We start from the raw sequence: 20,500 nt of genomic DNA on the forward strand, positions 1-20,500 counted from the left end.
CGGGATGTGGACTGTGGGGGGCTGAGGATGGGGGTAGGGGGGAGCCGGGGTCGGCCTGCGGCAGCGGGAGGGCGGCCGGGATCGGCCTGCGGCAGCGGGAGGGCGGCCGGGATCGGCTTGCGGCAGCGGGAGGGGCGGCCGGGGTCGGCGGGGTCAGCCGCTGGTGCGACCGGCCGTGCGGCCGGAGGCGGTCTCGCCCTCGCCGACGCCGAGGACGGCCTCGAGGATGTCGCCCCCACCGCCGTCCCCGTCGCAGTCGGGGTCGCCGCTGTCGTCCCGCGCGGACGTCCCGCCATGCTTGCGCTCGAGCAACTGCCGTACCAGCCGGACCAGTTCGGCAGGTTCGAAGGGCTTGGCGAGAAAGGCGTCGACGCCGACGTCGAGTCCGCTCTCCACCTCGTGCTGGGTGCAGGCGCTGACGATGGCAAGAGGAAGGTCACGGGTCCGAGGATCGGAACGCAACCGCGCGGCAGTCCGAAGCCCATCAAGTCGGGGCATAACGACATCGAGGGTGACCACGTCGGGGCGTACCTGATGCACCACATCCAGACACTCGGCACCATCAGCCGCGGTCACGACCTCGATGCCCTCCAGCTCGAGATTGACCCTGATCAGCTGCCGGATGACCTTGTTGTCGTCCACAACAAGCACCCGGCCCGAAGTGCCTGGCACAACTCGAGAGTAGGTCCGGACCGGCCACCGCGTCCGGGTTTTACCGACTTCCGCCCCGCGCGAGCGAACAGCACCGAGATCACCGCCCACCGCGGACACCCCCGCGCCCCGGTAAACCCGTTCATGAACACCCCGGCAGAGCTGGTAGTGTTCTACCCGTCGCGGCGAGCAACCCGCCCGACACGCCCCCGTAGCTCAGGGGATAGAGCAACGGCCTCCGGAGCCGTGTGCGCAGGTTCGAATCCTGCCGGGGGCACCTTGCATGAGGTGCCCAAAGACCCCGTCATCAGCGGAGACGCTGAGCGCGGGGTCTTCGCGTATGTGCAGCCATATGCGAGGCGAAGCGGCTCTAGGTCGAGGTCTGTGGACGAGGCGTGGACGGGCCCTGGGACGTCGTCGCAGGTGGTGACCCTTGGCGGAGCCGAGCAGACCTGCCCCGTTATCGTCCTACTGGCCGAAGCTGAGCTGGCGTTGCCACCAGCCGCCGGCCGGGCAGACGAATGGACGAGTTGGGGGATCTCGTGGATGTGACCACGCTTGCCGTTGCGCTCATCAGCGTGGGAGGAACGCTGGGCGGCACTCTGGGTGGGGCAGTGCTCAGCCAGCGCGCGAGCCGGGAGCAGAACGAGCGTGCCGATCGTCAACGGACGGAAGACCGCGAGGACCAAGCGCAGCAAGCCAGACGGGACCTCTATGCCCGCCTGAACACCACGGCTCGCGCTTACCGGGTCACCGCCCGAGACGCAGTCCGAGCAGCCGAACGCGGCGAGGAGGTGGAGCCGGCAATCCTCGACGCCGCTAAAGAGGCCTGGTCAGAGGAGTATTCTCAGGCACAGATGGCCCTGCCCAAGGATGTGCTCGAAACCGCCTCGACCCTCAACAGGGCGCTTGGAGTCGGGTACTCCGTGGTCAAGCAGTTGCCGGGCAGCCCCGACCTGGACGAGGCATGCAGTCGTGCCGAGGCCTGGTTCAGCGGACCGCTGTCCGACGGCGTGTACTTGCTGCGGGTCACCTTGCGACATGACCTCGGCGTCGAGGTTGGGCCCGACTTCGAACGAACCCGCATCCAGATGCTCGCTGCGCTCGACAGCGAGCGGAGAATCCTTGAACGCCTGCTCTCCTCCGAACAGGCCCAGGCCGCCAGGCCCGCTTGACGTATCACGCAAACCACCTGAAGCGCACAGACAGCGCGACCCCGTTACGGCTGTCCGCTTGCAGAAGCCGAAGGTGTCCAACCAGGTGGAGCCACGCGTCGTTGCCAACCGGGGCAGGCTCGCCACCTCCTGGCTCCCATCTCCTATGCTCCCGCCCGAGGCACCTGGGAATCAGGTGTCCACAGCCCCGTAGGGCTTGGGGGTGGGCGCCTGTGTTCTGGCGTATGCCTCGTGGCGTTCCCTCGCTGCCTTGAGCAGGGCGGCGCGTAGGGATTCGCGGGTGGTGCCTCTGGTCTTGATCGCGTGACAGTTAGGGCAGAGGGCCACCATCTGGCTGGGGTGGTCGCGGCCGCCCAGGGCGAGGTCGAGGATGTGGTCGACTTCGAGGAGGGGAAGGTTGCGGTCGGTGACGTCGGCGGGTTGGCCCGTGCAGCGAGGGTTCTCGCAATTGCCCTCGCTGCGGCGCAGGACGAGGTAGCGGGCCGCCCGGGAGCGGCGGGGGGTGCGGATGGTGCGGTGGGCGCGTTCGTCGGTCGCCGTCTTCGCCTCCCGTTGCTCTATGAGCCGGCAGCCGCGTTCGTATTCTGCGACCGTCGTCAGCCATGGCTCCGGCGACGTCGTGGCCGGGCGGTCCGTCGTCTCCGTTTCCTCTAGGCCTACGTCGGCCAGGAGCGGGGCGGGGTCCAAGCCCTCGAAGTACGTGCTCAGCAAATCGTCCAGCACTGCCAGGCAGGTTGCCGTCGAGCGGCGGAACAGGTCGTACATGGGCTCGACCGGGCCTCCGAGCGGCTGGTTCCTGGTGAACCAGCGGAGCAGTTCCGTGTCACCGTGCGCCGTCGGTGCGGGGTCCTCGTGGTCGTGCAGGGTCCAGAGGCCGGCGCGGTGCAGTGCGGCGACGGGGTAGTCGGGGCGTGGCCGCTCGCCTCTCATGCCGTGTCGTTCCAGGAGGGTTCTGAGGGCCGCCTCGGTCTCGGTCCAGGGGAGCAGGCGCGGCTCACCCCGCAGGGCACGGCTCATGGACCACATCAGGGTGATGGGTTGGTACAGGGCAGGGTGGCCGGAGGAACGGTTTACCTTCAGGTGCGTGACTCGATGGAGCAGATGGTCATGGGCCGTGTCCTCGAGCGGGGCGGGCGCCCTGCGCTCCTCCACCAGGTCGAAACCGAGGCTCCGCAGAAGCCCGGCCGCATGCGCCGCGCCGCCCGAGAAGTCGCTCGCCGCCAGCGGGAGGTGTCCGGGCACATAGCCGTGTGCTGCGCCCACGATCGCTTTCGAGTCGTAGGGCCTCTCGTTGCGCAGCAGCAAGTAACGGCGGGCGGGACGGAAGCCGTACTTCCTGAGGAAGGCGTCGCGGCCCAGTCGGTCGCACTCTTCGATCGCCTTTTCCACCTCGCGGCGGGTGATGTCCGTCAGCGCCATGCCCGAAGCCTAAGGGCGGTTGTCTGGGTGCGTGTGCCGTCGTGGCCTTGCCCACAGGTCGGATTCAGGGGGTGCGGTAACTGGGCTGGGCTGGGCGGTTGCTGATGGGAAGTTAGTGGCGCTTGCCGTTTGCGGAGGGCAAGAGGCTGGGCAGGTTTTGGTTTCAACCATGGCCATTTCGGCTTTCGTCCAGTTCACTCGGGACGGTCTGCCGCAAGGTAGTTCGGGCCACAGGAAGCATGTGCGGGTATGTCCATATCGTCCGAGAATTCTCAAGTGCCGATAAATCCTCACCCTGTTAGCGCCGCCGAGGTCATCCCGGGGGACCTCGTCGCGCTGTCGGCGGTGGATGCCGAACGGGCTCGGTGGTACGTCGTCACGCATACGCTGCCCGAGTCGCCGGAGACGATCCGGGTGACGTTGCGGCCGCCGTTGGGTGGGGTGGACCGTGCCGAGGTGCTCGGGCGGGAGCGGTGGGTGACCGTTGCCTGTCGGCGGGTGGACCTCGCCGGTGTGCCTCTGCTGACCTCGGACCCGCTCGACGACGTCGAGTTCCGGGACGGGGACCGGGTGGTGTCCCTGCGGGCCGTCGACCCGAATGCCGTGGAGGTGACCTTCGTTCGGCGCTGGGGGGTCTGGCATCGCGACCTCGACGTCTGCGACGAGCCGCCCGTGGCCGACTCCGACGTGCGGCGATGGGCCTCCGACGCCGATCGGGACGGGTATGTCGTACGGCATCACCCCCGGCCCGCGCGGGAGACCACTGCCGGCGGGCCGCGGCGGGTCGTCGTCACCGGGCTCGGGGCCGTCACCCCGCTCGGCGTCGGCGTGGCCGAGCTGTGGCGGGGACTGCTCGAAGGGCGGCACGGGATATGGGAGTTGGCGGGCGAGGAGTTCGACGAGCTGCCGGTGCGGGTGGCCGGGACCGTGCCCGTGGACCCCGCCGAGCTGTTGCCCCGGGCCGCCGCCCGACGGATGAACCGGGCCGCCCAGTTCGCCGTCCTCGCCTCCCGGGAGGCCTGGAGCGATGCCGGGTTCGCGGCGAGCGGGACCCTGGCGAGCGGGCTCGATCCGGCTCGGGTCGGGGTGAGCCTCGGGGCGATCCTCGGGGACGCCTCCGTGCTGGTCGGCGGGGACCGCAAGCTGCGGGAGAAGGGGCCCCGCGCGGTCTCGCCGCTCACCACACCGATGACCGTGCCCTCCCAGGCCGCCTCCCAGGTCTCCCTCGACCTGCACATCACCGGCGAGGCACGGACCGTCACCAGCGCCTGTGCCTCCGGGACCGAGGCGATCGGGCAGGCCATCGACCGCATACGGTACGGCCGGGTCGACATCGCCCTCGCCGGTGGCGCGGAGGCTGTCGTCACGCCGGCGATCATGGCCTCGTTCGCCTCCATGCGGGCCCTGTCCCAGGCGGGGGTGGCCCAGGGGTCGCCCTCACGACCGTTCGCCAAGGACCGGGACGGGTTCGTGAACGGGGAGGGAGCGGGGGTGCTCGTACTGGAGGCCGAGGAGCACGCGCTGGCCCGCGGGGCGCGGATCTACTGCGAGGCCGCCGGGTGGGGGCTCTCCGCCGACGCGCATCACATGGCCGCGCCGGACCCCTCCGGCAGCGGGGTCGCGCTCGCGCTGCGGCGGGCGGTGCGGGACGCGGGTGGGCACGTGGTGGACGTCGTACACGTGAACGCCCATGCGACGGCGACCGTGGAGGGCGATCTCGCCGAGGCCGTGGCGCTGCGGGCCGTGCTGGGACGGCGGTCTGTGCCGGTCACCGCGTTGAAGGGGCACCTCGGGCATCTCCAGGGGGCCGCGGGTGGGGTGGAGGCCATCGCGGCCGTGCTGACCCTGCATCACGGAGTGGTGCCGCCGACCGTGGGGTGCGGGGAGGTCGACGACGCGATCGGGCTGGACGTGGTGGTCGACGGGCCTCGGGACCTGCCGGGGGACGGGGACCTGGCCCTGAGCAACTCGTTCGGGTTCGGGGGGCACAACGCGGTGCTGGCGTTGCGTCGGCTGGGGTAGCCGGGCATACGCCGGACGGGCAGGGGCGCGGCTGGGGCAGCAGGGTCGGCAGGGCCGGCAGGGCCGGCAGGGCCGCGGTGAACACACGCGGGGCCGCGACGGCTCGGGCAGCCGGGCAACGGCAGGCCAGCAGGTCACGGCGAATCCACGCCGGACGCGACCGCGACGGCTCGGGCAGCCGGGCAACGGCTGGCCGCCAGGTCACGGTGAACACGCGCAGGACCGCGACCGCGACGGCGCGGGCAGCCGGACATCGCCAGGCCGGGCGCGGGTCGCCGTGGACACACGCGGGACAGCTGCTGGGGCAGCCGAGCATCACCGGGCCGACAGGCTCACGGTGGGCACACGCCGGGCCGCGGCGGCTGGGGCAGCTGGGCCCGCACGTTGCCGTAGACGCGCGCGGGGCCTCGTCGTGTCACGCCGAGCGTTTGCGGGCCGCTGTCTTCTTCGCTGTCGTCTTCTTGGCCGCCGATTTCGCCGCCGCTGACTTGGTCGCCGTCGATTTCGTGGCGGTCGATTTCGTGGCGGTCGACTTCGTCTTCGCCGTCGACTTCGTCGGTGTCTTCTTCGCCGTGGAGCCGGCCGTCGACTTCTTCGTCGAGGCTGTTGTCTTCTTCGCGGGGCTCCGTCCGCTCGCCGTCGTCTTCTTGCCGGCGGACTGCTTGGGTGCCGTCCGGGCGGACTTGCGTTGGGGGAGGTGGGTGACCTGCGCCGGCTCCTCGCCGCGGGACTCCTTCGCGTCGCGCACGCTCTTCTCCAGGGCGGCCATGAGGTCGAGGACCTTGCCGCCCTTGGACGCTTCCGGGGCCTCGGGGGGTGTCTCGCCGGCGGCCTTCGCGGCGACCACCTCCTCCAGGGCCTCGCGGTACTCGTCGTGGAGGTCCTCCAGGTCGATCTCGCCCAGGGTGTCCATCAGGGCGTCCGCGAGGTCGAGCTCCTTGTCGTTCACCGTCACGTTGGTGTCCGGAGCCACGCCCTGGGGCGCTCGGACCTCGTCCGGCCACAGCAGGCCGTGCATGGCGATGGCGTCCTCCACCACCCGCAGCATGCCGAGCCGCTCCTTGCCGCGGAGGGCGAACTTCGCGATCGCGACCTTGTGGCTGCGCTTGAGCGCCTCCCGCAGCAGGGTGTACGGCTTCGCCGCGGGCGCGCCGCCGGCCGCCAGGTAGTACGCCGCGTCCATCTGGAGCGGGTCGATGCGGTCGGCGGGTACGAAGGCGACGATCTCGATGGTCCTGGCGGTGGGGAGGGGGAGGTGGGCCAGGTCCTCGTCGGTGATCGGGATGATCGTGCCGTCGGCGTCCTCGTAGCCCTTGCCGATCTCCGCGCTGCCGACCTCCTTCTCCTCCAGCTCGCAGACCTTGCGGTACCGGATGCGGCCGCCGTCCTCCAGATGGATCTGGCGGAAGGAGATCGAGTGGCTCTCGGTGGCGTTGACCAGCTTGATCGGGATGCTGACCAGGCCGAACGAGATGGCGCCGTTCCATATGGATCGCACGAGCAGCACCCTTCCGCGCATTAAGGACGATATCCACCCATTTCCATGGGATTCTCATCGTATGACGCCGATCACCGAGGTGGACGGGCGCCGGCTCGCGCTCAGCAATCTGGACAAGGTGCTGTATCCGGCGACCGGCTTCACCAAGGGCGAGGTGCTGCACTACTACGCGACCGCCGCCGACGCCCTCCTGCCCCATCTGCGGGACCGTCCCGTGTCCTTCCTGCGTTATCCGGACGGTCCCGACGGTCAGGTGTTCTTCGCCAAGAATGTGCCGCCCGGTACGCCCGACTGGGTCACCACCGCCGAGGTGCCCCGCTCGGAGGGGCCGGCGCGGATGGTGCTGGTGCAGGACCTGGCGAGTCTGATGTGGGCGGCGAACCTGGTGACCGAGTTCCACACGCACCAGTGGGTCGTCCAGGACCCGACCAAGGCGGACCGGCTGGTCCTCGACCTCGACCCCGGTCCGCCCGCCACCGTCGTGCACTGCTGCGAGGTCGCGCTGTGGCTGCGGGACCGGCTCGCCGAGGACGGGATCGCGGCGTACGCGAAGACCTCCGGGTCCAAGGGGCTGCATCTGGTCGCAGCCCTCCGGCCGACCGCTTCCTCCGAACAGGTGAGTGAGTACGCGAAGGAGCTCGCCGTCGCCGCCGAACGGGCCATGCCGGGGCTCGTCGTGCACCGGATGACCAAGAGCCTGCGGCCCGGGAAGGTCTTCGTCGACTGGAGCCAGAACGCCGCCCGGAAGACCACGGCCACCCCCTACACCCTGCGGGCCCAGCGGGAACCCACCGTCTCCGCGCCCGTGACCTGGGAGGAGGTCGAGCAGTGCACCTCACCCCGGCACCTCACCTTCCTCGCACCGGACCTCGTGCCCCGGCTCCAGGACCACGGTGACCTGCTCGCCCCCCTGCTCGACACCGCGGACGCCGCCCAGCTGCCGTAGCTTCGCCCCCTGACCGGCAAGACGGTCGGCGCCGCCCGGCCGCCGCCCCACCGGACCCGGCCGCGGCCCGACGGCTCACCCGCCGTCGAGCCAGGTATGGCGGTCCCGCGCCATCGCGTGCAGCGCCTCCACGTCCGCCGGTTTGAGCACCCCGCCGAGCCGGGCCAGGCTCTCCACATCCGTGTCCTGCAGGACGCGGACCTCACGGGGCGGGGCGGTGATCCGCACCTCCGTCGGGCCGACGAGGGCGAGGACCGGGTGGACCTCCGCGGTCAGGGCGTACGAGGCGCGGCCGGCGTCGGCGCGGACGCGGCGCAGCAGCGGCTCGGGGTCCCGGCGGCCCAGGGTGACCATGGGGTCGGTGACCGTCACCCGCTGCTTGCGGGCGTGGAGCGTGTGGATCGAGAAGAGGCCGCCGGGTCCGATCGCCAGGTGGTGGACGCGGTCGCCGCCGGGGAGCGGGACCGAGTGCAGGGCGTGCCAGCCGGCGCCCTCCAGCCGGTCCAGGGCCTCCCCCACCGTCTGCTCGGCCAGCAGGGCCCTGCGGCGCGGGTCCGGGCGGAGGCGGTGCGGCGGGCCGGGGTCGCGGTCGAGGGCGACCTGGAGGGCCTCGCCGGGGCGGTTGGGCGCCAGGTCGTCGTCGGGGTGGAGGGTGAGCCGGGCGAGTTCCGCCGGGGTCGGCACCGGGGGCGGGCCGACCGCCACGGGGCCCGTCAGGAACGGTCCGAGCGCCCGCAGTACGTCGTCCCTGCGGTCCTCGCTGAGCAGGTTGATCCGGGCCGCCTCACGGTCGTACCAGGCGACGTTCCTCCCGTCCGTCCGGCACACGTAGAGCCGCTCCTGGCCGTGCCGCCAGGTCGGTATGACGCGCAGTCCGTTCATGCACCATCACCCCTTGACCATGGGAACAGGCGCATGCTCCAGGGGCAAGAAGGCGGTTGCCTTTGGGGAGAGTCGGGCGGGGAGGTGGGGAGGCGTTGTTGCGTACCCGCGGCAAGCAGCCCGACGTACTGGCCCCGGGGTCGAGCACCATGTCTGGCCGATACCCGACGGGCCGCTGGACGGGACCCAGCTCACGGGCGTGATACGCCTCGCGCAGGCCGCGGGCGCCGCACGGGACGAGGGCCGCAGGGTCCTCGTCCGCTGCTGCCACGGCTACAACCGCTCGGGGTTGGTGATCGCGCACACGCTGGTCCGCGGCGGGCGTTCCGCGGAGGAGGCGATCCGCACAATCCGGGCCCGCCGCTCGCCGTGGGCGCTGCACAATCCGCTGTTCGTCGACTATCCGCGGGCGGGCCTGCCGACCGCGCGGCTGCTGGAGGAGCTGGCAGAGTAGCGGGGGCCCGGACCCACCGGGAGCGTGCCCCACCCACCCCGCCGCACCCACCGCGCCGAGCCCACCCCCCGATGCGCGGACCCACCGCCCCCACCCCACCGGCGGTGCGCAAAAAGGATTTCCGTACGAATAAGGTGTACGGGCCGGTCGGCATCACCCCACTCGACCCCGCTCGACCCCGCTCGACCCCGAACGGCCCCACCCGGCCCCACCCGGCCCCGTCCGCCTCTGGAGCACAGTGCCACGCCCCGCCCGTACCGCCGCCGCAGCAGCTCTCGTGCTGGCGACCGCCGCGGGCTGCGGTGACGCGGGCGGGTTGCAGGGGGCGGGACCGACCTCGACGGCGACGAGTCCGGCCCGGCTGTGGCCGGATCTGACCCCCGCGTCCAGTCCCGCCTGGAACTACGACGACGGCGAGTCCGAGGTCATGAAGGGCGTCACGGCGGCGGGCGACGACGTCCGCGCGGTGGATCCGGTGGCCGTCGTGAAGGCGGAGATCGCCCAGCACCCGGACGAGTACACGGGCTCCAAGGCGCCGTACTACGAGACCGCCCGCCGGATGGCCGACTGCGGGCAGGAGCCGGCGGGCGGCGGGTGCCCCGTGCTCAAGGCGTACTTCCGTGACCTCACCGGCGACGGCCACGAGGACCTGACGCTGGGCTTCCGGCTGCTGCCGGGCAACCAGACGGCGGTGCGCGTCTACACCTTCGAGCGTGGCCGGCTGGTCCAGGTGATGGCCAACGACGACGCGGTGAGCGGGGTCGAGCTGGCCGGGCGCTCCGTGATCATCCACGCGCCGTCCGACCTGGCCGACTACGAGTACCGGTTCCAGTGGACCTGGGACCCGGACCAGCGGGTCATGCTGCTCACGCGTGACGAGATGCTGCGCGTAGGCAGCGGGCCGTCGGCGCACCCGACCCGCGGCGCGCACCCGACACGCGGCACAGGCACGGACACGGACACGGGCACAGGCACAGGCACAGGCACGGGCACAGGCACAGGCACAGGCACGGGCACGGTCCCGCCGCACACCGAGTCCCCCTCCCGTTCCGCGAGCCCCGCCGCCGCCATGACCCCCTCCCCCGCCGCGAGCCCCCGATGAGACTCGCGCTCCCTCGCTGGGCCGGCACCCTCGCCGTGAAGGCCGCCCTCTTCATCACGGTGATGTGCTGCGCGCTCGCCGCCCTGCTCGGCGTGCTGGTGCATGTCTCGGTGACCAACCAGACCGTCGGCCAGGCCCGCGACCTCGCCCTCCAGCGCCTGGACGACGCGGCCTCGGCGTACGAGGCCGGGGACTCCCTGGGCCCGTATGCGGGGGTCGATCCACCGGGGCTGCCGGCCTCCCTGCGGGCGCTGGCCGTCGCGGGCGAGCGGGGCACGATGGTCGCCGGCCGGGACGACTATCCCACGATGTGGGCGGCCGGCCCCGCCGACGGCGACCGCGCCCTCGCGGTCCGGGTCGACTACCGGCAGCAGGCCCGCACCATCGCCGCCCTCGACCGGTCGATCCTGTGGTCCTCGGCGCTGGCGATCGGGGCGACGCTGCTGGTGGGCTCGTTAGCGGTGACCCGAGTGACACGACGGCTGCACACCACCGCGCGGGTGGCCCGCCGGATCAGCGGGGGCGACCTCGACGCGCGCGTCGACGATCCCCGCACGAAGGATCCGTCGCGGCCGCAGGACGAGGTGGCCGCCGTGGCCGCGGCGCTGGACTCCATGGCGGCCTCGCTCCAGGGCAAGCTGCTGAGCGAGCAGCGGTTCACCGCGGACGTGGCGCACGAGCTGCGGACGCCGTTGACGGGGCTGCACGCGGCGGCGGAACTGCTGCCGCCCGGACGGCCGACGGAGCTGGTGCGGGACCGGGTGGGGGCGCTGCGGACGCTGACCGAGGATCTGCTGGAGATCTCCCGGCTGGACACCGGGCGGGAGCGGCTCGACTTGGACACCGTGCCGCTCGGGGCGCTGGCCGAGAGGGTGGTGCGGGCCTCGGGGACCGACACCGAGGTGGCCCTCGTACGGGATGTGTCGGTGGAGACGGACCGGCGGCGGCTGGAGCGGGTGCTGGGGAACCTGGTGGCGAACGCGCACCGGCACGGACGGGGACCCGTGACGCTGACGGTCGACGGGCGGACCGTGACGGTGCGGGACCACGGGGAGGGGTTTCCGGAGTACCTGGTCGCGCACGGGCCGCAGCGGTTCCGGACGGAGGGGGGTGCGAAGGGGCACGGACTGGGGCTGACCATCGCGCTCGGGCAGGCGGAGGTGCTGGGGGCGCGGCTGGCCTTCGAGAACGCCGCGGAGGGCGGGGCGGTCGCGACGCTGGTGCTGCCCTAGGGCCACTTTCGTGGCAGGCCCCAGGTCCGTTCTTCCGTTCTCCTATGGCCCAGTTGGAAAGGCGGCGCACGGACAGCGCTCCTAATGTGGCGATTAGTCAAGTTCGCCCCCTACGTGGAGGTGCTCCCCATGTCCCTGCGCTCCCGTCTCCCCATAACCCTGGCCACCGGCGCTCTGCTCGCCGCGGCCGCCGCCACTCCCGCCGTCGCGACCGACGACTGGAGCGAGCAGCGCGGCAGCCAGGTTCAGTACCAGCAGCAGACGCCGCGCCTGTACAAGGGTGTGGTCACGGCCAGCAGGCTGAATCTGCGCAGTGCGCCGAACCGCGGGTCGCAGATCATCCGGACCGCCCACAAGGGCGAGATCGTGCGGATCTACTGCAAGACCGGCGGCCAGACCGTCGGGGGCAACCCGCTCTGGTACCTCCTCACGGACGGCACCTGGGCCTGGGGTGCGGCCCGGTACATCGACAACATCGGGGCCGCGCCACGCTGGTGCTGACATCACGGGCAAAAAAGGTAAGACAACCTGCACCATTTGGGTAAGTTCCGGACATGACCAAGGCCGGAACCACCGTGGCTCGAGCGGACACCCCCGCTCCCGCTGTGCGCCTCCCCCGGCGCCGTGGCATCGAACTCGCCCTCATCGTCCTCGCCGTACTGCTCAGCGTGTACGGCTACTGCGACGTCGGCCTCGCCACCCACGGCACCGTCCCGCCCGGCGCCGCCGGTTACGGCGCCGGGCTCGGCGTGCTCGCGCTCGTCGCGCATCTCGCGGTCCGCTACCGGGCGCCGTACGCCGATCCGCTGCTGCTGCCCATCGGCGTCCTGCTCAACGGACTCGGTCTGGTCCTGATCTACCGGCTCGACCTGGAGACGCCCGGCGACCGGGCGGCCCCCACCCAACTGGTGTGGTCCACGGTCGGGGTGGCCCTGTTCATCGTGACCGTGCTGCTGCTGCGCGACTACCGGGTGCTGCACCGCTACGCCTATGTCTGCGTGGCCGCCGCCCTCGTCCTGCTCATCCTCCCGGTTTTCTTCCCTGCCGTGAACGGCGCCCGGATCTGGATCCGGATCGCCGGATTCTCCATCCAGCCGGGCGAGTTCGCGAAGGTGCTCCTCGCGGTGTTCTTCGCGGCCTACCTCGCGGCCAACCGCAACGCGCTCGCCTACGCGGGCCGGCGCGTGTGGCGTCTGCAACTGCCCACCGGACGCGTCCTCGGCCCGATCGTCGCGATCTGGCTGCTGAGCGTCTGCGTCCTGGTGCTGGAACGCGACCTGGGCACCTCGCTGCTGTTCTTCGGCCTCTTCGTGGTCCTGCTCTACGTCGCCACCGGGCGCACCGGCTGGATCGCCGTGGGCCTGCTGCTGGCCTCCCTCGGCGCGGTCGCCGTCGGCTGGCTGGAGCCGCATGTGCACAGCAGGGTGGAGGACTGGCTGCACCCGTTCGCGTCGATCGAGGCCGGACAGGGCCCGAACCAGCTCGCCCAGTCCCTCTTCTCCTTCGCCGCCGGCGGCACGCTCGGCACCGGGCTCGGACTCGGGCACTCCATCCTCATCGGCTTCGCCGCGAAGTCGGACTTCATCCTGGCGACGGCGGGCGAGGAGCTGGGGCTCGCCGGACTGTCGGCGATCTTCCTCCTGTACGCCCTGCTGGTGGAGCGCGGCATCCGGGCGGGACTGTCCCTGCGCGACCCCTTCGGGCGGCTGCTCGCGGTCGGGCTCGCCTCGATCGTGGCGCTCCAGGTGTTCGTCATCGCGGGCGGGGTGACCGGGCTGATCCCGCTGACCGGGATGGCGATGCCGTTCCTGGCGCAGGGCGGCTCGTCGGTCGTCACCAACTGGGCGATCGTGGCACTGCTGATCCGGGTGAGCGACTCGGCCCGCAGCCAGTACGACGGGGAGGTGGCCCCGTGACCCGGTACATCCGGCGCGCCGCCTGCTTCTGCGCCCTGCTGCTCGTGGCCCTGCTCGTCAACGCCACCCGCGTCCAGGTCTTCGAGGCCCGGTCCTACGACGACAACCCGGCCAACCGCCGTTCCTCCATCGCCCGTTACAGCCAGCCGCGCGGGAACATCCTGGTCGGGGACAGGCCGGTCACCGGTTCCCAGGACTCCGACGGGCGGCTGCGCTACGAACGGACGTACCGCAAGGGCCCGTTGTACGCGCCGGTGACCGGCTTCGCCTCGCAGCTGTACGGCACCTCGTTCCTCGAGCACACCGAGGACGGCATCCTCTCGGGGGCCGACCCGATGCTGTCGGCGTTCCCGCTGTGGAACGACTTCACCCGGAGCCGGAGCCCCGGCGGGAACGTGGTGACCACCCTCGACGCGGACGCCCAGGAGGCCGCCTACGCCGGGCTGGCCGGCCGCAAGGGCGCGGTGGCGGCCGTCGAGCCGTCGAGCGGCCGGATCCTGGCCCTGGTGTCGAGTCCGTCGTACGACCCCGGCGTGCTGTCCGGGAACGGCGCGGTCGCGAAGCGGTCCTGGGTGGGGTTGAACGAGGACCCGGACCGGCCGATGCTCAACCGGGCGATCCGGCAGACCTATCCGCCGGGGTCGACCTTCAAGGTGGTCACCGCGGCGGCCGCGCTGGACGCGGGGGTGGTGACGGACGTGGACGAGCCGACCGACTCGCCCGACCCGTACACCCTGCCGGGGACCAGGACCTCGCTGGTGAACGAGGCGACGGGGTGCGAGGACGCCTCGGTGCGGGCGGCCTTCGAGTGGTCCTGCAACACGGTGTTCGCCCGGCTGGGCGTCCGGGTGGGGGTGGCGGACATGGCGGCCACCGCGGCCGGGTTCGGCTTCAACGACCAGGGGCTGGGCATCCCGTTCTCGGTCGCCGAGAGCACCTTCGACGTCTCCGTCGACAAGGCACAGCTCGCGCTGTCGTCGATCGGTCAGTACAACACCCGGGCCACACCGCTTCAGATGGCGATGGTCTCGGCGGCCGTGGCCAACGGCGGGCAGCTGCGGGCGCCGTACCTGGTGGAGCGCACGACCCGGTCGAGCGGGACGACGGTCGCGACGTCCGGCACCCGGCCGGTGCGGCAGGCGATGCACCCCTCGACCGCGGTACGGCTGAAGGAGCTGATGGAGGGCGTGGTACGGGAGGGCACCGGCACCAACGCCGCGATCCCCGGCGCGACCGTCGGCGGCAAGACCGGCACCGCCCAGCACGGGGTCGGCAACTCCGGGACGCCGTACGCCTGGTTCATCTCCTGGGCGCAGGGGGAGCGCGACCTGGAACCGAAGGTGGCCGTCGCCGTGGTGGTGGAGGACGCGGAGGCGGACCGGGGGGAGATCAGCGGCGGCGGGGACGCCGCGCCGATCGCGCGGGCGGTCATGGAGGCGGTTCTCAAGCCCTGAGACGGGCCCTTCGGGCCGCCCTCCGGGGGGCGGCACCGCGAGATGCTGGGTCTGACCGAGCGCCTCAGCCCTCCAGACGCCGGCCCTCCTCGATCGCCTCCGCCACCTCCCCCACCCGTTCCTGCTCCTCCGCCGCGAACCGCTCCGCGTCCAGCTTCTCGGCGATCTCCTCGTCCTGGGCCATCAGCAGGTCCAGGTTGGAGTCGCCCATCTCGAAGACGCCCATGTCGACGTAGGCCTGCTGGAGGCGCTTGCCCCACAGGCCGATGTCCTTGACGCAGGGCACGATCCGGGAGAACAGCAACTGCCGGAACAGGGCGAGGAATTCGGACCGCTCGCTGAACTCCTCGGCCTCCGCGGTGGGGATGCCGAAGTTCTCCAGCACCTCCACCCCCCGCAGCCGGTCCCGCATGAGGTAGCAGCCCTCGATGACGAACTCCTCGCGCTCGCGCAGTTCGGCGTCGCTGAGCTGCTTGTAGTAGTCCCTGAGCGCCATCCGCCCGAAGGCCACGTGCCGGGCCTCGTCCTGCATGACGTAGGCGAGGATCTGCTTCGGCAGGGGCTTGTCGGTGGTGTCGCGGATCATCCCGAAGGCGGCGAGGGCGAGCCCCTCGATGAGGACCTGCATCCCGAGGTACGGCATGTCCCAGCGGCTGTCGCGCAGGGTGTCGCCCAGCAGGGACTGGAGGTTGTCGTTGATCGGGTAGAGCATCCCGATCTTCTCGTGCAGGAACCGGCCGTAGATCTCCGCGTGCCGCGCCTCGTCCATCACCTGCGTCGCGGAGTACAACTTGGCGTCGAGGTCGGGCACGGACTCCACGATCCGCGCCGCGCACACCATCGCGCCCTGCTCGCCGTGCAGGAACTGGCTGAACTGCCAGGAGGCGTAGTGCTTGCGCAGCTCGCCCCGGTCCCGGTCGGTCATCTTGTCCCAGTACCTGGTGCCGTACAGGGACATGGCCTCGTCGGGCGTGCCGAGCGGGTCGTGCGGGTCGACCTCCAGCTCCCAGTCGATGCGCTTCTGCCCGTCCCACTGCTTGTCCTTGCCCTTCTGGTAGAGGGCGAGCAGGCGGTCCCGGCCATCGTCGTACTCCCAGCTGAACCGCGCCGCGCCGGTCGCCGGCACCTGCCAGTGGGGACCGTGCGGATCTGTTGCGTACAGGTCGAAAGTCGGCATGTCCCGCAGGCTCACACGGGGTAGACGCCGGGTCAACAAGTTGCGCGCGAGGGATTGACGGGCTTGCTGACAGGCAGTCTCATAACTCCATGACGACGTTGACGGACGCCGACGCGCTCGCGGGGCTGCGCGATGCGCTCGGCCTGCTCAAGGACCGGGAGCAGGTGGCCGAACGGCTCCTCGACTCCTCCGCGAAGCACTCCTTCGACCCCGACAAGGAACTCGACTGGGACACGCCCTTCGAGGAGGGCAAGTGGTTCTGGCCGCCCGAGCTGGTGTCGCTGTACGGCACCCCGATGTGGAAGCGGATGAGCGAGGAGCAGCGGATCCTCCTCTCGCAGCACGAGGCGGCCGCGCTGGCCTCGCTCGGCATCTGGTTCGAACTCATCCTCATGCAGCTGCTCGTCCGGCACATCTACGACAAGGCGGCGACGAGCGCGCATGTGCGGTACGCCCTGACCGAGATCGAGGACGAGTGCCGGCACTCGAAGATGTTCGCCCGGCTGATCTCCCACGGGGACACCCCCTGGTACCCGGTGAGCCGCGCCCATCAGAATCTCGGACGCCTTTTCAAGACGATCTCGACCACTCCCGGATCGTTCACGGCCACGCTGCTGGGCGAAGAGGTCCTCGACTGGATGCAACGGCTGACGTTCCCGGACGAGCGGGTCCAGCCACTGGTCCGGGGCGTGACACGCATCCACGTGGTCGAGGAGGCCCGGCACGTGCGCTACGCCCGTGAGGAGCTGCGCCGCCAGATGGTGACCGCGCCGCGCTGGTCGCAGGAGTTCACGCGGGTGACGTCCGGGGAGTTCGCCCGGGTGTTCTCGGTGGCCTTCGTGAACCCCGAGGTCTACACGAACGTGGGCCTCGACCGGCGGGAGGCCATGGCCCAGGTGAAGGCGAGCGGGCACCGGCGGGAGGTCATGCAGACGGGCGCGAAGAAGCTCACGGACTTCCTGGACGACATCGGCGTGCTGCGGGGTGTCGGGCGGCGGCTGTGGCGGTCCTCGGGGCTGCTGGCCTGATCGCCGGGCGCCCGCACCCGCCCCGGGGACGCGGCGCGATGCCGGTGTGCGGGCGCGACCAGCCACAACGAACCCGCGCACGGCCGACTACCCTGCGAGGCATGACCCCGCCGGCCGCCTCCCCCGCCTACCGTCGCCTCAGTGTCGAGGAACGCCGCAGCCAGCTCCTCCAGGCCGCGCTGAACCTCTTCGCGCACCGCGTCCCCGAGGACGTGTCCCTCGACGACGTGGCCGAGGAGGCCGGGGTCTCCCGCCCCCTGGTGTACCGGTACTTCCCCGGCGGCAAGCAGCAGCTCTACGAGGCCGCCCTCAGGTCCGCCGCCGACGAGCTGGAGCAGTGCTTCGACGAACCCCGCGAAGGACCGCTGCTCACCCGTCTGTCCCGCGCCCTCGACCGCTACCTCTCCTTCGTCGACCAGCACGACGCCGGCTTCAGCGCGCTGCTCCAGGGCGGCAGCGTGGTGGAGACCTCCCGTACGACGGCGATCGTGGACGGTGTCCGCAGGGCGGCGGCCGAGCACATCCTCAGCCATCTCGGAGCCACCGCGCCCGGCCCACGGCTGCGGATGACCGTACGGATGTGGATCGCGGCGGTGGAGGCGGCCTCCCTCATCTGGCTCGACGAGGACAAGCAGCCCCCGCTGGAGGAGTTGCGGGAGTGGCTCCTGGAGCAGTTCGTCGCCGTGCTGTCGGTGACCGCCCGGCGCGACGCCGAGACGGCCGCGCTGGCGCAGGCCCTCGTGGCGGATGTCTGACACTGGTCCCGTGAAGAGCGAAGACACCCCCTTCGAGGGCGGCCCGATGGACGGCCGCGTCCTCCCGGTCCTCCTGGGCCCCACCGGGCACCCGCCCAAGCAGTACCGCATCCCGGTCCCGGCCCCGGACGGCGGCCCGCCCACCGTGCTGGTCTACAAGCGCGTCCCGCGCGGCCAGAGCAAGCGCCTCGGCCTCCAGCAGGGCTGGAAGTACGCCTACGACCCCGAGGGCCGGCCCAGCCGCCTGCGCTGGCCCTGGTCCAAGCCGGACGCGGGGCCCGACGCCACGCCGGGCGGCAAGCGGGAGGACACCGACGGGTGACGTGATTGCGCCGGACCGCCCACACCCGGCGCGCGCGTCCCGCCGACCCGTCCCATGCTCGCGGTGCGGACAGAGGGGCTGTGCCGCACCGGAGGTGATGACGTGTCAGGAAGGCTGTTGCGTCTGGTGTGTACGGCGGCGGTGGCGGCCGGCGCGGTCCTCGCACCCGCGCCCGCGACCGCGGTGCCCGAACCGGGCGACCGCGAGCGCACCGTCGCCGAGCTGCTGACGGACCTTCAGCGGCTGTACCGGGAGGCCGAGCGGGCCACCGAGACGTACAACGCGACCGAGGAGAAGCTGCGCGAGCAGCAGGCCGAGGTACGACGGCTCGACACCGCGCTCGCCCGCGCCCGGCTCTCCCTCCACGACAGCAGGGGCGCGGCCGGCCGGCTGGCCCGCCAGCAGTACCAGAACAGCACCGACATCTCCCCCTACGTCCGACTGCTGCTCGCCCGCGATCCGCAGCACGCGCTCGACCAGGGCCATGTCATCGGCCAGTTGGCGCGGGAGCGGGCCGAGACGGTGGGCCGGCTGACCGGCAGCGAGAAGAAGGCCGACGCACTGGCACGCCAGGCGCGCAAGGCCCTGGACAAGCGACTCGGCCTCGCGGCCCGGCAGCGGAAGGACCGGGACGGCGTACGCAAGAAACTGCACGCGGTCGAGGAGCTGCTCGCCTCCCTCACGCCGGAACAGCTGGACGCGGTCGAGGAGTTGGAGCGAGCCGGCGTCGCGAAGGCACAGCGGGAGCTGGTCACCTCGGGCGCCCTGAGCAGCCGTGAGGACGAGCCGACCCGGGAGGGCGACCGGGCGGTGCGCTACGCCGTGCAGCAGCTCGGGAAGCCGTACGAGTGGGGCGCCGAGGGGCCCGAGTCGTACGACTGCTCGGGGCTGACGTCACAGGCCTGGGAGCACGCGGGCCTGTCGATCCCCCGCACCAGCCAGGAACAGTGGGACCGGCTGCCGCGCGTCCCGCTGGACGAGCTGCGCCCCGGCGATCTGGTGATCTACTTCCCGGACGCGACCCATGTGGCGATGTACCTGGGCGGCGGAAAGATCGTCCAGGCCCCGAGGACGGGCGAGGAGATCAAGGTGTCCCCTCTCGCCACCCACCCGATCCTCGGAGCCGTACGGCCCGATCTGCGACCTGGTCCAGGGACTGACCCAGGGCCTGATCTACGGCCTGATCTACGGCCTGATCAGGACAGGGACGCCAGGTAGGCCGCCGTCTTGTCCGGCTCGTAGAAGAAGTTCTCGAAGTCGGACGGGTCGTTGAAGGCGTTGGCGAACCGGTCCGCCGCGGGCTGGAGTTGGCCGGCGGCGCCGATGAGGTTCAGAACGTGCTCCGGCGGCGGCGCCAGCATGGCGTTGGTCCACTTGGTGACATGGCGGGCCGTGTCCCAGTAGCGGTCGAAGGTGCCCTGCATCCACTCCTCGTCGAACTCCTTCTCGCCGCGCTCCAGGATCGAGGCGAGGTAGGAAGCGGCGCACTTGGAGGCGGAGTTGGAGCCCTGGCCGGTGATGGGGTCGTTGGCGACGACGACGTCCGCCACACCGAGGACCAGTCCGCCACCGGGGAGACGGCCGATGGGGTTGCGGACGGTGGGCGCGTAGCGGCCGGCCAGCGTGCCGCCCGCGTCCGTGAGTTCGACCCGGGTGGCCCGCGCGTACTCCCAGGGCGTGTACGTCTCCATGAGTTCCAGGGTCAGGGAGAGGTGCTCGCCCGGGTCCTTGACGCCGTTGAAGACGTCGAGCGGGCCGCCGGGTATGCCCTCCCAGAACAGGATGTCGGCGCGCCCGGAGGTGGTGAGCGTCGGCATGACGAACAACTCGCCGACGCCCGGCACCAGGTTGCAGCGCACGGCGTCGTACTCGGGGTGCTCCGGCCGCGGGCCGAGGCCGTGGACGTAGGACACCGCCAGCGCCCGCTGCGGCTCGCTGTACGGCGAACGCGCCGCGTCCCGGCCGAACAGGGAGACCAGCTCGCCCTTGCCGGCCGAGACCAGCACCAGGTCGTACGTCCGGGCGAAGTAGTCGAGGTCGGAGACGGCCGCGCCGTGGATGACGAGCTGGCCGCCGCGCTGAGCGAAGGTCTCCATCCAGCCCGCCATCTTCACGCGCTGGTCCACCGACTGCGCGTACCCGTCGAGCCTGCCCACCCAGTCGATGGCACGGGCCGCGTGGCCCTCGGCCCACGAGCCGGGGGCGGCGACCGAGACGCCGAGTCCTTCGATCTTCGGGGCCTGGGACTCCCAGAAGTTCAGCTGGAGATCACGCTCGTGCTGAAGTGCCGTGTGGAACATGCACTGCGTCGACATGACCCGGCCGGAGCGGATCTCGTCCGCCGTCCGGTTCGACATCAGGGTGACCTCGTACCCGTGCGACTGGAGTCCGAGGGCGAGTTGGAGACCGGACTGGCCGGCTCCGACGACGAGTATCTTCCGCATACGGGGGTGTTCTCCTACTCGGG

Annotated in this window: 18 protein-coding genes, 1 tRNA gene and 1 pseudogene; 14 read left to right on the forward strand and 6 right to left on the reverse strand. The window is 71.4% G+C overall.

Annotated features, from left to right (window positions below):
* Window positions 1–153: 153 nt before the first annotated feature.
* Window positions 154–642, reverse strand: coding sequence for a response regulator (locus tag ACZ56U_RS12800; RefSeq protein ID WP_469084053.1), 489 nt, complete (start codon window positions 640–642; stop codon window positions 154–156).
* Window positions 643–856: 214 nt separating this feature from the next.
* Here ACZ56U_RS12800 and ACZ56U_RS12805 point away from each other — a divergent pair.
* Together ACZ56U_RS12805 and ACZ56U_RS12810 are read left to right on the forward strand one after the other, a co-directional pair.
* Window positions 857–928 (forward strand) — tRNA-Arg (locus tag ACZ56U_RS12805).
* 265 nt (window positions 929–1,193) lie between these two features.
* The gene (locus ACZ56U_RS12810; protein ID WP_469084054.1) at window positions 1,194–1,826 is read left to right on the forward strand and encodes a hypothetical protein; all 633 of its coding nucleotides are present in this window, start codon (window positions 1,194–1,196) and stop codon (window positions 1,824–1,826) included.
* A 171-nt stretch (window positions 1,827–1,997) separates the two neighbouring features.
* Here ACZ56U_RS12810 and ACZ56U_RS12815 read toward each other — a convergent pair whose 3' ends face one another.
* Complete coding sequence (locus tag ACZ56U_RS12815; RefSeq protein ID WP_469084055.1) at window positions 1,998–3,245, reverse strand: HNH endonuclease; 1,248 nt, start codon at window positions 3,243–3,245, stop codon at window positions 1,998–2,000.
* A 249-nt stretch (window positions 3,246–3,494) separates the two neighbouring features.
* Here ACZ56U_RS12815 and ACZ56U_RS12820 point away from each other — a divergent pair, with 249 nt between their 5' ends.
* Entirely contained in the window at window positions 3,495–5,267 is a 1,773-nt protein-coding gene (locus tag ACZ56U_RS12820; protein ID WP_469084056.1) for a beta-ketoacyl-[acyl-carrier-protein] synthase family protein, read from the forward strand.
* Window positions 5,268–5,682: 415 nt separating this feature from the next.
* On the opposite strand, the gene ku is transcribed toward ACZ56U_RS12820, so the two are convergent.
* Complete coding sequence (ku, locus tag ACZ56U_RS12825; RefSeq protein ID WP_469084057.1) at window positions 5,683–6,765, reverse strand: non-homologous end joining protein Ku; 1,083 nt, start codon at window positions 6,763–6,765, stop codon at window positions 5,683–5,685.
* 61 nt (window positions 6,766–6,826) lie between these two features.
* On the opposite strand from ku, the gene ligD reads away from it, so the two are divergent.
* Complete coding sequence (gene ligD, locus ACZ56U_RS12830; protein ID WP_469084058.1) at window positions 6,827–7,711, forward strand: non-homologous end-joining DNA ligase; 885 nt, start codon at window positions 6,827–6,829, stop codon at window positions 7,709–7,711.
* Between the two features lie 75 nt (window positions 7,712–7,786).
* Here the strand turns inward: ligD and ACZ56U_RS12835 are convergent, their stop codons facing one another.
* Window positions 7,787–8,593 (reverse strand): nuclease-related domain-containing protein, encoded by an 807-nt coding sequence (locus ACZ56U_RS12835; RefSeq protein ID WP_469084059.1) that lies wholly within the window; start codon window positions 8,591–8,593, stop codon window positions 7,787–7,789.
* A gap of 133 nt (window positions 8,594–8,726) precedes the next feature.
* Here ACZ56U_RS12835 and ACZ56U_RS12840 point away from each other — a divergent pair.
* The 6 genes and pseudogenes from ACZ56U_RS12840 to ACZ56U_RS12865 form a co-directional block, all read left to right on the forward strand.
* A pseudogene (locus ACZ56U_RS12840) lies at window positions 8,727–9,047 on the forward strand (protein-tyrosine phosphatase family protein); the annotation flags it as partial.
* Window positions 9,048–9,285: 238 nt separating this feature from the next.
* Window positions 9,286–10,149, forward strand: a complete 864-nt coding sequence (locus ACZ56U_RS12845; RefSeq protein WP_469084060.1) for a hypothetical protein — start codon at window positions 9,286–9,288, stop codon at window positions 10,147–10,149.
* Window positions 10,146–11,381 (forward strand): ATP-binding protein, encoded by a 1,236-nt coding sequence (locus ACZ56U_RS12850; protein WP_469084061.1) that lies wholly within the window; start codon window positions 10,146–10,148, stop codon window positions 11,379–11,381. The genes ACZ56U_RS12845 and ACZ56U_RS12850 overlap by 4 nt, the downstream gene beginning before the upstream one ends.
* A 129-nt stretch (window positions 11,382–11,510) precedes the next feature.
* Window positions 11,511–11,882: an SH3 domain-containing protein gene (locus tag ACZ56U_RS12855; protein WP_469084062.1), complete on the forward strand. Its 372-nt coding sequence runs from the start codon at window positions 11,511–11,513 to the stop codon at window positions 11,880–11,882.
* 53 nt (window positions 11,883–11,935) lie between these two features.
* On the forward strand, window positions 11,936–13,297 hold the full coding sequence (locus ACZ56U_RS12860; protein WP_469084063.1) for an FtsW/RodA/SpoVE family cell cycle protein: 1,362 nt from the start codon (window positions 11,936–11,938) through the stop codon (window positions 13,295–13,297).
* On the forward strand, window positions 13,294–14,751 hold the full coding sequence (locus tag ACZ56U_RS12865) for a penicillin-binding transpeptidase domain-containing protein (RefSeq protein ID WP_469084064.1): 1,458 nt from the start codon (window positions 13,294–13,296) through the stop codon (window positions 14,749–14,751). The genes ACZ56U_RS12860 and ACZ56U_RS12865 overlap by 4 nt, the downstream gene beginning before the upstream one ends.
* Window positions 14,752–14,815: 64 nt before the next feature.
* On the opposite strand, the gene ACZ56U_RS12870 is transcribed toward ACZ56U_RS12865, so the two are convergent.
* On the reverse strand, window positions 14,816–15,928 hold the full coding sequence (locus ACZ56U_RS12870) for a ferritin-like domain-containing protein (protein ID WP_469084065.1): 1,113 nt from the start codon (window positions 15,926–15,928) through the stop codon (window positions 14,816–14,818).
* Window positions 15,929–16,017: 89 nt separating this feature from the next.
* Between ACZ56U_RS12870 and ACZ56U_RS12875 the strand changes: the two genes are divergently transcribed.
* The 4 genes from ACZ56U_RS12875 to ACZ56U_RS12890 all read left to right on the forward strand — a co-directional run bounded on the left by ACZ56U_RS12875 (window position 16,018) and on the right by ACZ56U_RS12890 (window position 19,251).
* Entirely contained in the window at window positions 16,018–16,956 is a 939-nt protein-coding gene (locus ACZ56U_RS12875; RefSeq protein ID WP_469084066.1) for an AurF N-oxygenase family protein, read from the forward strand.
* Window positions 16,957–17,057: 101 nt separating this feature from the next.
* A complete protein-coding gene (locus ACZ56U_RS12880; protein WP_469084067.1) occupies window positions 17,058–17,711 on the forward strand; it encodes a TetR/AcrR family transcriptional regulator in 654 nt (217 codons plus the stop codon).
* A gap of 10 nt (window positions 17,712–17,721) precedes the next feature.
* Complete coding sequence (locus ACZ56U_RS12885) at window positions 17,722–18,033, forward strand: hypothetical protein (RefSeq protein WP_469084068.1); 312 nt, start codon at window positions 17,722–17,724, stop codon at window positions 18,031–18,033.
* A gap of 102 nt (window positions 18,034–18,135) precedes the next feature.
* Window positions 18,136–19,251, forward strand: a complete 1,116-nt coding sequence (locus tag ACZ56U_RS12890) for a C40 family peptidase (protein WP_469084069.1) — start codon at window positions 18,136–18,138, stop codon at window positions 19,249–19,251.
* Here the strand turns inward: ACZ56U_RS12890 and ACZ56U_RS12895 are convergent.
* The gene (locus ACZ56U_RS12895) at window positions 19,230–20,477 is read right to left on the reverse strand and encodes a styrene monooxygenase/indole monooxygenase family protein (RefSeq protein WP_469084070.1); all 1,248 of its coding nucleotides are present in this window, start codon (window positions 20,475–20,477) and stop codon (window positions 19,230–19,232) included. The genes ACZ56U_RS12890 and ACZ56U_RS12895 overlap by 22 nt on opposite strands.
* Window positions 20,478–20,500: the final 23 nt, after the last annotated feature.

Source organism: Streptomyces sp. NPDC034103, from assembly GCF_055575395.1.

What these genes read in the sequence shown, in the direction of transcription:
- ACZ56U_RS12815 (WP_469084055.1), bottom strand. Translation starts at nt 3,245, where the DNA reads ATGGCGCTGACGGACATCACCCGCCGCGAGGTGGAAAAGGCGATCGAA.
- ACZ56U_RS12820 (WP_469084056.1), top strand. Translation starts at nt 3,495, where the DNA reads ATGTCCATATCGTCCGAGAATTCTCAAGTGCCGATAAATCCTCACCCT.
- ligD (WP_469084058.1), top strand. Translation starts at nt 6,827, where the DNA reads ATGACGCCGATCACCGAGGTGGACGGGCGCCGGCTCGCGCTCAGCAAT.
- ACZ56U_RS12835 (WP_469084059.1), bottom strand. Translation starts at nt 8,593, where the DNA reads ATGAACGGACTGCGCGTCATACCGACCTGGCGGCACGGCCAGGAGCGG.
- ACZ56U_RS12850 (WP_469084061.1), top strand. Translation starts at nt 10,146, where the DNA reads ATGAGACTCGCGCTCCCTCGCTGGGCCGGCACCCTCGCCGTGAAGGCC.
- ACZ56U_RS12855 (WP_469084062.1), top strand. Translation starts at nt 11,511, where the DNA reads ATGTCCCTGCGCTCCCGTCTCCCCATAACCCTGGCCACCGGCGCTCTG.
- ACZ56U_RS12860 (WP_469084063.1), top strand. Translation starts at nt 11,936, where the DNA reads ATGACCAAGGCCGGAACCACCGTGGCTCGAGCGGACACCCCCGCTCCC.
- ACZ56U_RS12870 (WP_469084065.1), bottom strand. Translation starts at nt 15,928, where the DNA reads ATGCCGACTTTCGACCTGTACGCAACAGATCCGCACGGTCCCCACTGG.
- ACZ56U_RS12875 (WP_469084066.1), top strand. Translation starts at nt 16,018, where the DNA reads ATGACGACGTTGACGGACGCCGACGCGCTCGCGGGGCTGCGCGATGCG.
- ACZ56U_RS12880 (WP_469084067.1), top strand. Translation starts at nt 17,058, where the DNA reads ATGACCCCGCCGGCCGCCTCCCCCGCCTACCGTCGCCTCAGTGTCGAG.
- ACZ56U_RS12895 (WP_469084070.1), bottom strand. Translation starts at nt 20,477, where the DNA reads ATGCGGAAGATACTCGTCGTCGGAGCCGGCCAGTCCGGTCTCCAACTC.